The following is a 13,884-nucleotide window of genomic DNA, read 5'->3' on the forward strand; positions in this document are numbered from 1 at the left end:
CGGAATTGTGGCCACCGGATCGTCCGATCACACGACGGTAGGCTGAGCTGGTGATCACCTGTGCGAGTGCGTCGAGCGACCTGGCCGAGCCGCTGGCGGCGACCGCCGCGACTGCGACCACCTGGCTGCTGATCGAGCAGTCGGGGCCCTGGGGTGCGAAGGCGCTCACCGAGAGTCACCTGGAGCCCGAACTGGGCCGGGCACTGGACGCGGCCTGCGCCGGGACGGGTGTGCGGGTCGCTCTGATCCGCACACCGGGCCGGCACGCCGACTCGGAGTCGGCCGGCAGCCACCAGGTGATCCTGGCCCACACCGTCCCCAACCGCAGCTGGATCCGGCGCACCGAACTCGTCAACCTGGCCGAGCTGCTGACGCTGGATCTGGCGTCGATCGGGGCCGGCGAGCACGGTGGCTTCGGCCGCCCGCACACCGGTGGGCCGATGGCTCTGGTGTGCACCAACGGGCGCCGGGACCGCTGCTGCGCGCTGCTCGGGCGCCCGCTGGCCGCCGACCTCGCGGCGGCCGCACACAGCGAGGTCTGGGAGGTGACCCACCTGGGGGGACACCGCTTCTCCCCCACCATGCTGGTGCTGCCGTTCGGCTACACGTACGGGCGGCTGACCGACGCCGCCGCCAAGGAGGTGCTGGCCGCGACCGCCGCCGGGCAGACCGTGCCCGGCTACTCGCGCGGCCGTTCCTGCTGGGACCGGCCCGCCCAGGCCGCCGAGCAGGCAGTCCGCGAGCTGACCGACGAGTGGGCGGCGGAGGCCCTGGTCGTCCAGCAGGAGTCAGCGGGCGAGGACGCCTGGCACTGCGTGGTGCGGCACTCGGACGGTCGGCGCTGGCAGGTCGAGGTGGCCCAGGTGCGCAGCGAGCCGGCCCGTCCGGAGAGCTGCGGCAAGGCTCCGGCCACACCGACCCGGATGGACGTCCGCTCGGTCACACCCGCGTAGCCACGCACCGGGGATCCGATCCTCAAGCAGCTGGTCACCCGGCGGCCGAGCACCGGACTGCTTCCGGCACCCCGTAGGCCAAGCGGCGCCTGGGCCGACGCCCGATCGTCACCGAGCGGTTACACCCCTTCGGCGGAATCCACGGCGCCGTTCAGGGGCGCGGCCGCCTAGCGTAACGGCCGTGGGACCACCCACGCGTACGGCTTCCGCACTAGAGCTCCAGCTCGTCGTTCGAAAGTCGGAAGCCGCAGTGCTGTGCGGAGCGGGCCGCTGCCGGTCCCGCCTCCGCCGTCCCGGCCGCCCGGCCGAGCGCACGGAAGGACTGCACCGGATATGAATTCGGACCAGAAGACTCCCGCCAAGCCCGCCCCGATGGACCCGGCGAACCTCGTCACGCTCCTCGACGCCCTCGACGTGGTCGACCCGAACGACCCGGCGGACGCGGTCGCCCCGGACGGCCCGGCCGCCCTGGTCGACGTACCGGACGAGCTCCCCGAGGCCCTCCTGACCGAGCAGTCCGCCCACCTCGACGGGCGTGCCGCCCGCCTGCGACGCCGGGCCGGCCTGGCCGCCGCGATCGTGGCCGGCGCGGGCTCGATCGCCATCGGCGCCAACGTCGCGAACGCAGCTCCGGCCAGTGCCCGGCTTGCCCTGCGCCCGGGCCTGGTCAGCGCCGACGACCCCGGCACGGACGACGGCTCCGATGACGCTACGGACTACGCCACCGACGACGGCCCTGACTACGGCAACACCGACTACGGCGCGACGGATTACAGCAACTCCGACTACAGCAGTTCGGACTACAACAGCTCGGACGCCTCCGGCGGCGACACGAACTACTCCGACTCCGGATCGGCCTATTCCGCCGATGACGCAGCCGGTGACGACGCGACCGGTGACGACGGCAGCGCCAACACCGACCAGGGCACCGCTCAGGACACCAGCCAGGACACCGGCACCAGCGGCACCAGCGGCGACAGCGGTGACGGCGACAGCAGCGGACAGGCTCGCGTAGGCGGCCCCGGGCACCAGGGCTGGGACGGCTCGGTCTACTGGTTCCAGAACAGCAGCGGCGTCTGGCGCTACACGGCTCATTACGACATCTACCTGAGCCGCATCAGCTCGTCCGGCTCGTCCGAGTCGTCGAACTCCTCCGGCGGGAGCTCCTCCGGCGCCGGGTCCTCGTCGAGATCGGCCCATGAGACGCCCGCCCCGGCCGCCTCCACCGGCAGCGCCGAGACCGCCGTCGACTTCGCGCTCGCCCAGCTCGGCAAGCCCTTCGTGATGGGCGGCAACGGCCCCAACGGCTACGACTGCTCTGGGCTCATCCAGCAGTCCTACCTGCGCGCCGGCCTCTCGCTGCCGCGGATCGCCAACGACCAGTACGAAGCCACCACGCCGATCAACGCCGGACAACTGCGGCGCGGCGACCTGCTCTTCTGGTCCTACGACAGCAGCGCGGGCGACATCCATCACGGCGCGATCTACCTTGGCGACAATCAGTACATCGAGGCAGCGCACCCCGGCACCAACGTGCGGATCTCGACGCTGAACCACGGCAACTGGCCGACCCACATGAGCCGCCCCTGACCATCGCGATCCGTCGCGATCGTCGCCCCCCCCATCACTGGAGTGCGGCTGACGCATCGCCGGTTGTGACCCAGGGCCCCTGCCCGCCACCACGCGGTCAGGGGCCCTGGGTGTGCAGAACCATTGGAGCGTCCCAGTTTTGCTGAGCCAACTCACCGAGTCCGGCTCAGGGTTGCCCCGCCGACAGTCCGTTCCGGAAGTCCGTCCAGGAAGTCCGCTCAGGAGGTCCGTTCAGACCGCACCGGCGCCGGTGAGCGAGCGCACCTCCAGCTCGGCGAACTTGTCGGCGTCTGCTCGTTCCTCGCCGCTGACCGTGCCGACCCAACCGAGCAGGAAGCCGAGCGGGATGGAGATCAGCCCTGGGTTCTCCAGTGGGAACCAGTGGAAGTCCACCCCGGGGAACATCGCGGTCTTGCTGCCGGAGACGACCGGCGAGAACAGCACCAGACCCAGCGCCGGCACCAAGCCGCCATAGGTCGCCCACAGCGCTCCCCTGGTGGTGAAACGGCGCCAGAAGAGGTTGTAGATCAGCGTCGGCAGGTTGGCGGAGGCCGCGACCGCGAAGGCGAGGCTGACCAGGAAGGCGACATTGAGCCGCTGCGCGAAGAGGCTGAGCACGATCGCCAGCCCGCCGATCACCACCGCCGCCATCCGCGCCATCACGACCTCCTGGTGATCGGTCACCGGCGGCTTGTTCGGGCTGCGGAACGCCTTGGCATAGAGGTCGTGGGCGAAGGAGACCGAGGAGGCCAGGGTCAGCCCGGCCACGACGGCGAGGATCGTGGCGAACGCGATCGCCGAGGTGATGGCGAAGAAGAGGGTGCCGCCGGTGCTGCCCTCCCCGCCGCCGAGCTTGAGCGCGAGCAGCGGAACCGCGGTGTTACCGGCCGAGTTGGCCGCCTTCACGGCCTTGGAGCCGACCAGTGCCGTGGCTCCCAGCCCCAGCACGATGGTCATCAGGTAGAAGCAGCCGACCATTCCGATCGCCCACATGGTGGAGCGGCGGGCGGCTCGGGCGGTGGGCACCGTGTAGAAGCGGGACAGGATGTGCGGCAGGCCGGCCGTGCCCAGCACCAGGGCCACGCCGAGGCTGACGAAGTCCAGCCGGCTCGTGGTGGAACCGCCGTACTTGAGCCCGGGCTCCAGGTATCGCGGACCGGCTCCGCTTGCCCGCGCCGCGGCGTTCATCAGATCGGCCAGATCACCGTGGAACCGGATCAGCACGCCGATCGTGAGGATCACGGCGCCGGTCATCAGCATGCCCGCTTTGACGATCTGGATCCAGGTGGTGGCCCGCATCCCGCCGACCGTCACATAGATGATCATCAGGCCGCCGACGGCGACGATCGTCCAGGTCTTCGCGGCAGCGCCCGTGGTCCCGAGCAGCAGCGCGACCAGACTGCCCGCACCCACCATCTGGGCGATGAGGTAGAGCAGCGTGACCACCACGCTGGCGGTACCGGCCGCGGCCCGGACCGGACGCTGGCGCATCCGGGTGGCCAGCACATCGGCCAGCGTGTACCGACCGGTGTTGCGGACGAGCTCGGCCACCCACATCAGCACCACCAGCCAGGCGACCAGGAAGCCGATGCTGTAGAGCACGCCGTCGTAGCCGTAGAGCGCGATCAGGCCGGTGACTCCGAGGAAGGAGGCGGCCGACAGGTAGTCGCCGGAGAGCGCGATGCCGTTCTGCAGCGGCCCGAAATCGCGGCCGCCTGCGTAGAAGTCCTCGGTCGCCTGGCCCCGGCGACCCACCCAGAGCGTGATCGCCAGGGTCACGACGACCACCAGCGCGAAGAGCACGATGGCCAGGCTGTGGTGCTGGCCCCCTGCCACCGGAGCCGAGTGGTGGACGAGCCGCACCTCCCCGAGCGGAGCGGACTGCGCCGGTGCGATCGGGTTGCCCGGCGCGAGGGAATGCCCGACCGGTTTGGGCAGAGCGGGCGTGGCAGCTGGTACGGGCAGGTTCCCGCCGGAGTGCGCGGCCGCGTCGGTGAGGTTCATCGGAGCTGGTCCTGGGTCTCCCAGCGCAGGCCGAGGGCGGCTCGGTCGCGCTTGGTGCGGGCGTTGCGGGAGTAAAGCCAAGTGATCAGGAACGTCGAGACGAATTGCAGCAGACCCAGCAACCATGCGACGCTGAGCGGGCCGACAATCTGAATACGCATCAGTTCCGGTGCGACGGCCTGGGCAATCACATAGAGCAAGTACCAGCCGAGGAAGATGGCGGTGGCGGGGAAGACGAAACTCCGGTAACTACGACGGATCTCCAGAAAGGCCGCACTCTGCTGGACCTCCCGATAGACCTCGGCGGCCGCTGGATCCGTCGGCGGTTCGACCGGCTGTGAGGGCCGCTGGGCCGGGATGACGGCCGGCTCCGCGTTCACCTGGGCGGGCACCTGGCGACTCGCCGCACTACTGGCCCCAGGCGTGGACCACCAGTCGAACCGCTGTCCCCGTCTGGGCATTCGACCGACTGGTCCGGTGACTTCCTGCTGTGCCAAAGCTGCTCCTGGCCCGGAAGACGCCACCCGGCGGTGGGCGTCGACGTCGGCACCGAAGCACTCCGGACGGCCCGCCCCGAAGATCCAATCGGCGTACCGACGGCGCCCTGACGGTTCCATGATGCCGGGTCAGAATTCGACTTGAAGCATTCAGCCGGACTTTTCACCCGATGTGGTGAGTTCAGTGACTTCCCGGATTACGGGAAAGACCATGTCGAAACGCATAACTGACCGCTTGTGCACGATCTCGTACACCCGTCTTCGCAAAGAGGTTGTTGATGTGTGTCTTCACCGTCGACGGCGTGACGAAGAGAGACGCAGCGATCTCCGTGTTGGAGAGTCCGTCCGCGATCAACGTGAGCACCTCGGCCTCGCGAGCCGTCAGACCGTCCGGGAGCGCCTGCTGGTCATGCCCGGCTGAGGGCCGCTGCGCGCTCCGGGGCCCAGTCGCCTCCGGCTGCGCCACCTGGCCGAGCTTCCCGGCCGTGGCTTCGTTCGGCTCGGGCGCCGCGGCCGGCCCGGCAAGTCGCTCCAGCAGCCTGCGCTGCACCTGAGGGGAGAGCCCAGCCGCACCGGAGCGCACGTCGGAGATGGCTCGGGCGATCTGCTCGGCGCCGGCGTCCTTGGTGAGGTACCCCCGCGCACCCGCCTGCAGGGCCGCGAAGAGCGAGTCGTCATCGGCATAGGTGGTGAGCACCACGACCTCTGTGCCCGGGTACTCGGCACGGATTCGACGGGTGGCCTCCACCCCGTCGCAGCGCGGCATCCGAAGATCCATCAGGACGACGTGCGGGGCCTGCTCCGCGACCAGCCGAACGGCCTCCTCGCCATCGGCTGCCGCCCCGACAACCTCGATCCCGGGCAACAGGCCGAGCAGCATCACGATGCCCTCGCGCACCACGGTCTGATCGTCCGCGACCAGCACCCGGGTCGCCGCGGCCATCCCCTCGGTGGGACCGCTCCCGCCGCCCACGCCTGCCGCACGGTCGCCCTGCTCACTCATCCGGCTGTTCCACTCCGCTCGCCTCGCGCCACTTCACCCCGGCAGCCGCAGCATCACCGTCCAGCCGCCCTGCTCCGGACCAGCCTCCAGGCTGCCGCCAAGCAGTTCCGCCCGCTCGCGCATCCCCAACAGACCGTACCCGCTGCCACTCTCCGCCAGCTCGCCCGGCACCACACCCGCCGGGGCGCCCGCATTGCGGATCTCCAGCTCCACCCCGTGCTCCAGGTAGTGCATCCGCACCGAGCACCGGCTGCTGGGCGCATGCTTGCGGACGTTGGTGAGCGCCTCCTGCACCGTCCGCCGGACCGCCAGGCCAACCTCCGCGACGAGCGGGCGCGGCGTGCCGGTCACCGTCAGCTCGACTCCCTCGTGCTGCGTCAACTCAACCAGGAACTCACCGACCGGAGTGAACTCGCCACGCAGCGCGGACAGCGCCTGCTTGGTCTCCGCGAGTCCCTCCTGGGCCATCCGGCGGGCCGCCACCACGCGCTCGCGGATCTGCTCCCGCTCGGCTCCGCTCTCGAGCATCAGCCTCGCCACATCCAGGTGGACCAGCTGCGCGGAGAGGCTGTGTGCGAGCACGTCGTGTATCTCGCGGGCGATCCGGGCGCGCTCGGCCAGCGCCGCGCTCTCCGCCTCTGCGGCCAGCACTGCGCGCTCCTGCTGGAGCAGTCGCTGTGCCGTCGCCCGGGCCTCGGCGTCCAATCGGAGCAGGTAGCCAAGCAGGGCCAGCCCGACGGCGGTGGCCACGATGGCGAGGAAGCCGTCGCCGCTCAACGCGGCGTAGGAAGCGAGCGCCGCTGCTCCGCACGGCACCGCTGCCACGAGGGGCAGCCGCAGCAGTGCGACCACCCCGACAAAGCACCAGATGAAGTTGGCAAGGAGCGTGGCGCCCAGGTCATGAGCCAGGGCCGCGAGAACCAGGAGCTGTACGACGGCGGCCAGCGCCCAGGAGAGCCGGCCCCTGCGACTGGACCGGACGAACAGATAGGCGAGCAGACCCGAGGCTGTCAGGACCGCGGCGGCGAGAACCGCTCGCCAGCCGCTGTAGTTTCCAGGCCCGAAAGTCCCCAGCGTGACGGTCAGGAAGATCGCCAGGCGGCCTGCGAAGAAGAGCACCAGTCCGGGCCGGGAGCGCTGTTCACGGGCGAGCGCCTCACGCGCGGGCCATCGTGTCCAGTCCTCCAACTGCACTGGTGCTCCTTCCAGGGTCCTGGTGATCGCGACTGACATACTGATCGACCGTCAGTTCAGCACGGGCCGACCGGCCGGAGCGTCATCCAGCATGCGGACCCTCCAGTTGACCACAACACCGCGGACCAGCAGCAGGACGCCGAGGGTCAGCAGCAACGCGTTGGTGTCCTGGTGCACGTGCAGGGCGGCGCCGGTCGCGTACAGGCCGACCCGGATGGCTATCAGGCCGACCCAGGCACCGATGGTGGCCGCAGTGCCCTTGAGCCAGACCGTACCGTCGCCGGCCCGCCAGATCCTGACCGTCCAGGCCCAGACCGAGCCCATCGCGATCACCACGATCACCGAGGCCGCCAGCAGGCCGATGGCCACGCCCTTGTGGGCCGGATCGATCAGATGCGGATCGCGCAGGGCCAGGGCACCGAGAATCACCGGCAGCAACCAGAAGCGGCGCTCCGTGTTGACCTGTTGCGCCCGGAACTGGCGGCGGGCGATGAGGACAATCACCGCAAGAATCACGAGGATGTTGACGACGCCGGTCATCGGAGTCTCCGTCCCGACTGAAGGGGTTTTCTGACACCGACGACGCTACGGATCGCGGGACGCCGAGTGATCGGCTCAGGGGTGGAGCCAGGGTGGACTCACAGCGAAGGGGGCTCTCCACCCACGGGTGGAGAGCCCCCTTCGGCCCGGACTACGACGCGATCGGCGGGACGGTCAGGCGTCGATCCGCGAGCGGTCCAGCGTGGCCGCCGAATCGACGATGAACTCCTTGCGCGGCGCCACGTCGTTGCCCATCAGCAGGTCGAATACCTGCTCCGCGGCCTCCAGGTCGGCCAGGTTGATCCGCCGCAGGATCCGGTGGCGCGGGTCCATGGTGGTCTCGGCCAGCTGGTCCGCGTCCATCTCACCAAGGCCCTTGTAACGCTGCACCGGCTCCTTCCAGCGCAGCCCCTTGCCCTGGAACTCCAGCATGGTGCGACGCAGCTCGGCGTCGGAGTACGTGTAGTGGTACTTCTCCTGGCCGCGCTTGGGGTTGGTGAGCTCGATCCGGTGCAGCGGCGGGACGGCCGCGAAGACCCGGCCCTGCTCGATCATCGGACGCATGTAGCGCTGGAAGAGCGTGAGCAGCAGGGTGCGGATGTGCGAGCCGTCCACGTCGGCGTCCGCCATGAAGATGACCCGGCCGTAGCGGGCCTGGTCGATGTCGAAGGTCCGGCCGGAGCCCGCCCCTATCACCTGGATGATCGCCGCGCACTCGGCGTTCTTGAGCATGTCCGAGACCGAGGCCTTCTGCACGTTCAGGATCTTGCCGCGGATCGGCAGCAGCGCCTGGAACTCGGAGTTGCGGGCCAGCTTGGCGGTGCCGAGCGCGGAGTCACCCTCGACGATGAAGAGCTCGCTGCGCTCCACGTCGTCGCTGCGGCAGTCGGCCAGCTTGGCCGGCAGCGAAGAGGTCTCCAGCGCGGTCTTCCGACGCTGCGCCTCCTTGTGCTGGCGAGCGGCGACCCGGGTGCGGGCGGCCGCCACGACCTTCTCCAGCACGGCGCGGGCCTGGACCTTCTCGTCCTTCTTGCTGGAGGTCAGGAAGGCCTTCAGCTCGCGCGCGACCACCGCCGCGACGATCCGGTTGGCCGCCGAGGTGCCGAGCACCTCCTTGGTCTGCCCCTCGAACTGTGGTTCGGCCAGCCGGACGGTGACCACGGCGGTGAGGCCCTCGGTCGCATCGTCCTTCGTGATGTCGTCCTCGGCGACCCGCAGCAGCTTCGCCGCACGCAGCGCCTCGTTGACGGTCTTGGCCAGCGAGCGCTCGAAACCGGTGACGTGGGTGCCGCCCTTAGGGGTGGCGATGATGTTCACGAAGGCGCGCAGCGTGGTGTCGTAGCCGGCGCCCCAGCGCAGCGCGATGTCCACCCCCAGCTCGCGGGTGACCTCGGTGGGCGTCATGTGGCCGAGCTCGTCCAGAACCGGGACGGTCTCCTTGAACGTGCCCTCGCCACGCAGCCGCAGCACGTCGCAGACCGGCTTGTCGGGTGCCAGGAACTCGCAGAACTCACCGATGCCGCCGTCGAAGCGGAAGGTGGACTCCTCGACCTTGTCGCTCTCGGTCAGCCGCTCGTCACGGACCACGATGGTCAGGCCGGGGACCAGGAAGGCGGTCTGCCGGGCCCGGCTGTGCAGGTTCTCCAGCGAGAGCTTGGCCTCCTTGAGGAAGATCTGCCGGTCGGCCCAGTAGCGGATCCGGGTACCGGTCCGGGTCCTGGGCACCTTGCGGGTCTTCGCGAGGCCGTTGGCGGGGTCGAACGGGGCATCCGGGCTCAGCTCGGTGAACATGCCCGGGGTCCCACGGCGGAAGCTGATCGCGTGGGTGTGGCCGTTCCGATCCACCTCGACGTCGAGCCGGGCCGAGAGGGCGTTCACCACGGAGGCGCCGACGCCGTGCAGACCGCCGGAGGCGGCGTAGGAGCCACCACCGAACTTCCCGCCGGCGTGCAGCTTGGTCATCACGACCTCGACGCCGGACAGGCCCGTCTTGGGTTCGACGTCCACCGGGATGCCGCGGCCGTTGTCGCGCACCTCCACCGAGCCGTCGTCGTGCAGGATCACGTCGATGTGGTCGCAGAACCCGCCGAGGGCCTCGTCGACCGCGTTGTCGATGATCTCCCACAGGCAGTGCATCAGCCCCCGACTGTCGGTGGAGCCGATGTACATACCGGGCCGCTTGCGGACCGCCTCCAGCCCCTCGAGGACGAGCAGGTGCCGAGCGGTGTAGTTGGATCCGTCATCCGCGGCACGCAGGGCGGACGGCACGGTCGTTTCGGCACTCACGCGGTGCACTCCTCCAAAGTGACATCTGACTCGATCCGGGGGCAGCTGTACGAGCGCTCCGCGGCGAGGCCGCCGCCGGCGCAGCCGGCCGGCCACTGCACACTCCGCCCCGGCTCCGCAGCTTGTACGCGCTGCGCGAACACGGGTCGAGCCCGGCCCGGTCGGCGGGAGCGCCATCTCGCCCGTACCCGACGGGTCCTGGCGGACCGTCGAGCCGACCGCGAGCGCTGGAACTGCCGAGATGCAGGCTACCGGTGCTCGGGGCGGGGCTTATGCTCCAACCCAGTAGGGGATTATGCTACGCCCACCCTCGGACAACAGTTCGAAGATGCGTTCGAGTGATAGACAGGTCGCGGTTTCCGGCAGGCATGAACCACCGGCGCCCGGGGCACGTCCTCATCAACACTGCAGAATCCTCAAAGAAGAAAAGCCACGAGCGGGAACGTTTTCGGCCTGGTTGGATGTTGACCCTGGTACGACAGCTCGTCGAGCTAGAGAAGAGGCGACGTGACTACTGTTCTGACACCTGCGAGCCCGCTCACCGCGGCTGACCGCTGCGACCGCTGCGGCGCCCAGGCATACCTGCGCGTCGTGCTGGCCAGTGGCGGAGAGCTGCTCTTCTGCGCCCACCATGGGCGGAAGTTCGAGCCGGAGCTCAAGAAGATCGCCGTGGAAATACAGGACGAGAGTGGTCGTCTCGCCACCACGGCGGCCTCGGCCGAACAAGACGAGCGCTGAGCGTTCGACGCTCCCTTGAAGCGCTGAGGTCGGCCCTTGCGGGCCGGCCACTGGGCGGCAGGCCGCACGGCCTGTCGCCCAGCGTTGTACTCAGCGCGGACGCGGAGTGACCAGCCGGTCACTCCCGTCACCTGATCGCCGCCGCCAGGCGACGGTCACAGCTGGGCGTTGACCGCGTCCGCGACGGCCGCCAGCCGGGTGTAGACACCCGGGTGGCGCGCTTCCGCGCATCCGGTGCCCCAGGAGACCAGTCCGACCAGCCGGCCGCCCACCACCAGCGGGCCGCCGCTGTCGCCCTGGCAGGCATCCTTGCCACCATCCGTTTCACCCGCGCAGACCATGCCGCGTGCGTCGAACGCACCGTCGGATCCGCCCGGGTAATCACGCGCGCACGTCGAGTCGGCGATGATCGGCACTTCGACGCCGTGCAGGGTCCTGGAGTAGTTGGCCCGCCCCGTGGTGTCACCCCAGCCGTACACCTGGGCGAGCGTGCCCGGCGCATACGGCGCCGTCTCGCCCTGTCCGACCATCGGGAGCACCGCCCTGCCCTCCTGCGGGGCCGCCAGGGTGAGCACCGCCACATCCTGCATGTTCTGCTCGAACGAGTACTCCGGGTGGATCCAGACGGCACGGACCGGCACCTCGACGCCGCCGCGACCGCCGAGGTCGGTGCGGCCGACGATCACCGTCAGCCCCGGCCGATCAGTCTTCTGCCCGTACTCGTCGTACAGGCAGTGAGCGGCCGTGACCACCTTGGTCGGCGCGACGAGCGTGCCGCCGCAGAACTGCCCCGAGCGCGCATCCCCGAACTGGGGCCGACTGGCCACCGCCACCACCCACGGCTTCTGCACCGCGCTGTCCTGCCAGCCGCCGACGATCCGTCGCTCGGCCTGCGCCGGAGCGGCTCCGAACGAGACCAGCGCCGCAGGTAGCACCGCCAGCACGGCGAGTGCGGCCGCCCGCCGACGCGAGCGGCTCGGCCGGGCAGCCGACCCGGTGCGGTCGGTCCCGACCCGCTCGGCACGACGGCCCTGCGGGACGGACGAGGTGAGCATCACAAGGCACTCCAGGCGGCTCGACGGCAGGCAACCGCCAAATCGTAGTCGCCCTGTCACCCTGAGTGCTCAAGAGTTTGCGTTTCTACACTCGGACGAGGGACCGGCGAGACCGCCGGATGACGCCGGAAGGCCCGGGGCAGTGACTGCCCCAGGCCTTCCGGTTCGTGCCTCGATCGACTCCGCGAGCCGGTGATCAGTCCAGGTAGTCGCGCAGCACCTGGGACCGCGACGGGTGACGCAGCTTGGACATGGTCTTCGACTCGATCTGGCGGATGCGCTCACGGGTGACCCCGTAGACCTTGCCGATCTCGTCCAGCGTCTTGGGCTGACCGTCGGTGAGGCCGAAGCGCATCGAGACGACGCCGGCCTCGCGCTCGCTCAGGGTGTCGAGCACCGAGTGCAGCTGCTCCTGGAGCAGGGTGAAGGAGACCGCGTCGGCCGGGACAACCGCCTCGGAGTCCTCGATCAGGTCACCGAACTCGCTGTCGCCGTCCTCGCCGAGCGGGGTGTGCAGCGAGATGGGCTCGCGACCGTACTTCTGGACCTCGATGACCTTCTCAGGGGTCATGTCGAGCTCCTTGGCCAGCTCCTCCGGGGTGGGCTCGCGGCCCAGGTCCTGGAGCATCTGGCGCTGGACGCGGGCCAGCTTGTTGATGACCTCGACCATGTGCACCGGGATACGGATGGTGCGGGCCTGGTCGGCCATCGCTCGGGTGATCGCCTGGCGGATCCACCAGGTCGCGTAGGTCGAGAACTTGTAGCCCTTGGTGTAGTCGAACTTCTCGACCGCACGGATCAGACCGAGGTTGCCCTCCTGGATCAGGTCCAGGAAGAGCATGCCGCGACCGGTGTAACGCTTCGCCAGCGAGACCACCAGGCGGAGGTTGGCCTCCAGCAGGTGGTTCTTGGCGCGGCGGCCGTCCTCGGCGATGATCTCCAGCTCACGCTTGAGCTTGGGCGCCAGCTTGTCGGCCTGGCTCAGCTTGTCCTCGGCGAACAGGCCGGCCTCGATGCGCTTGGCGAGCTCGACCTCCTGCTCGGCGTTGAGCAGCGGGACCTTGCCGATCTGCTTCAGGTAGTCCTTGACCGGGTCGGCGGTGGCGCCGGCGACGGCGACCTGCTGAGCCGGCGCGTCGTCCTCGTCGTCGTCGGAGAGGACGAAGCCCTCCGACTCCTCCTCGGGCTCGGCACCCTCGGCCTCGGTCTTGGCACCGGGAGCGGCCGTGTCCTCGAGCAGCTCGTCCTCGCCGAGCAGCTCGTCGTCGCCCTTGTCGGACTTACCGGCGGTCTTCTTGGCAGCCGTCTTCTTGGCAGGCGCGGCGGCCTTCTTGGCGACGGCCTTGCGCGCGGGAGCGGCAGCGGCGGTCTTCTTGGCGGCCGTGGTCACCGACTCGCCGAGCGGGGAGTCCAGCGAGGCCTCGACGGTGACCGAAGTCACCGAGGTCACTGCGGGAACGGCGATGGTGGCAGCGGGGGCGATCCGGACCGGCGGCTTGGTCGGGCCGGTCGGCGTACGCGTGGTGACCGCCTTGGTGGCGGTGCGCTTGGTGGTGCTCTTGGCAGCGACGCTCTTGCGCTTGGCAGCGGACGGCTCGGCCGCGCTGACCATCAGGTCCACCCCTTCCTCAATCAGAACCTGGTTGAGGCTGCGCATGACGTTCTTCCACTTGGTGACCGGGATCTGGTCCGCCTCGAATGCCTGACGCACGTCGTCACCGGCGATCTGCCCCTGGGCCTTGCCCCGCTCGATGAGCGCCAGCAGGGCCGCGGACTCTGCGATCTCGGGGGGGAGCGAACGGGATGTGCTGGCCGACACGAACAACCTCTCGGACGATGAGTGGACTCGAACCCGTACCGGACCGCCCGAGAGGGCGAGGAAGGAGCACGTGCCGCGGGGCACGACGTCGGTTCCGACCGGCTCGGACTTGAGGGATTGGGTTTGCAGAACGTTGGGTTTGTAGGGCGGCAGCAGCGCCGCAGACCAACACAGCATTCTGACATGGCGCGGGTATTCCGGAGCT

Annotated in this window: 11 protein-coding genes; 3 read left to right on the forward strand and 8 right to left on the reverse strand. The window is 69.6% G+C overall.

Annotated elements, in window-relative coordinates:
• The first annotated feature begins 50 nt into the window (after positions 1-50).
• Together AC060L_RS26435 and AC060L_RS26440 are read left to right on the forward strand one after the other, a co-directional pair.
• Positions 51-953 (forward strand): sucrase ferredoxin, encoded by a 903-nt coding sequence (locus AC060L_RS26435; protein WP_483801422.1) that lies wholly within the window; start codon positions 51-53, stop codon positions 951-953.
• A gap of 333 nt (positions 954-1,286) precedes the next feature.
• Positions 1,287-2,543: a C40 family peptidase gene (locus AC060L_RS26440; protein ID WP_483801423.1), complete on the forward strand. Its 1,257-nt coding sequence runs from the start codon at positions 1,287-1,289 to the stop codon at positions 2,541-2,543.
• Positions 2,544-2,774: 231 nt separating this feature from the next.
• On the opposite strand, the gene AC060L_RS26445 is transcribed toward AC060L_RS26440, so the two are convergent.
• The 6 genes from AC060L_RS26445 to AC060L_RS26470 all read right to left on the reverse strand — a co-directional run bounded on the left by AC060L_RS26445 (position 2,775) and on the right by AC060L_RS26470 (position 10,067).
• Positions 2,775-4,547 (reverse strand): solute symporter family protein, encoded by a 1,773-nt coding sequence (locus AC060L_RS26445; RefSeq protein ID WP_483801424.1) that lies wholly within the window; start codon positions 4,545-4,547, stop codon positions 2,775-2,777.
• Positions 4,544-4,927, reverse strand: a complete 384-nt coding sequence (locus AC060L_RS26450) for a DUF485 domain-containing protein (RefSeq protein WP_483801425.1) — start codon at positions 4,925-4,927, stop codon at positions 4,544-4,546. The genes AC060L_RS26445 and AC060L_RS26450 overlap by 4 nt, the downstream gene beginning before the upstream one ends.
• A gap of 298 nt (positions 4,928-5,225) precedes the next feature.
• Positions 5,226-5,987: a response regulator gene (locus AC060L_RS26455; RefSeq protein ID WP_483801487.1), complete on the reverse strand. Its 762-nt coding sequence runs from the start codon at positions 5,985-5,987 to the stop codon at positions 5,226-5,228.
• 93 nt (positions 5,988-6,080) lie between these two features.
• Positions 6,081-7,280, reverse strand: coding sequence for a sensor histidine kinase (locus tag AC060L_RS26460; RefSeq protein ID WP_483801426.1), 1,200 nt, complete (start codon positions 7,278-7,280; stop codon positions 6,081-6,083).
• 12 nt (positions 7,281-7,292) lie between these two features.
• Positions 7,293-7,781 (reverse strand): DUF1453 domain-containing protein, encoded by a 489-nt coding sequence (locus AC060L_RS26465; protein WP_483801427.1) that lies wholly within the window; start codon positions 7,779-7,781, stop codon positions 7,293-7,295.
• A gap of 174 nt (positions 7,782-7,955) precedes the next feature.
• Positions 7,956-10,067 (reverse strand): DNA gyrase/topoisomerase IV subunit B, encoded by a 2,112-nt coding sequence (locus AC060L_RS26470; RefSeq protein WP_483801428.1) that lies wholly within the window; start codon positions 10,065-10,067, stop codon positions 7,956-7,958.
• Positions 10,068-10,574: 507 nt separating this feature from the next.
• Here AC060L_RS26470 and AC060L_RS26475 point away from each other — a divergent pair.
• A complete protein-coding gene (locus tag AC060L_RS26475) occupies positions 10,575-10,805 on the forward strand; it encodes a DUF7455 domain-containing protein (protein WP_483801429.1) in 231 nt (76 codons plus the stop codon).
• 155 nt (positions 10,806-10,960) lie between these two features.
• Here the strand turns inward: AC060L_RS26475 and AC060L_RS26480 are convergent, their stop codons facing one another.
• Together AC060L_RS26480 and AC060L_RS26485 are read right to left on the reverse strand one after the other, a co-directional pair.
• A complete protein-coding gene (locus AC060L_RS26480; RefSeq protein WP_483801430.1) occupies positions 10,961-11,860 on the reverse strand; it encodes a S1 family peptidase in 900 nt (299 codons plus the stop codon).
• A gap of 196 nt (positions 11,861-12,056) precedes the next feature.
• Positions 12,057-13,679, reverse strand: coding sequence for an RNA polymerase sigma factor (locus tag AC060L_RS26485; RefSeq protein WP_483801431.1), 1,623 nt, complete (start codon positions 13,677-13,679; stop codon positions 12,057-12,059).
• Between the last annotated feature and the right edge of the window lie 205 nt (positions 13,680-13,884).

The organism is Kitasatospora sp. NEAU-69, from assembly GCF_057158765.1.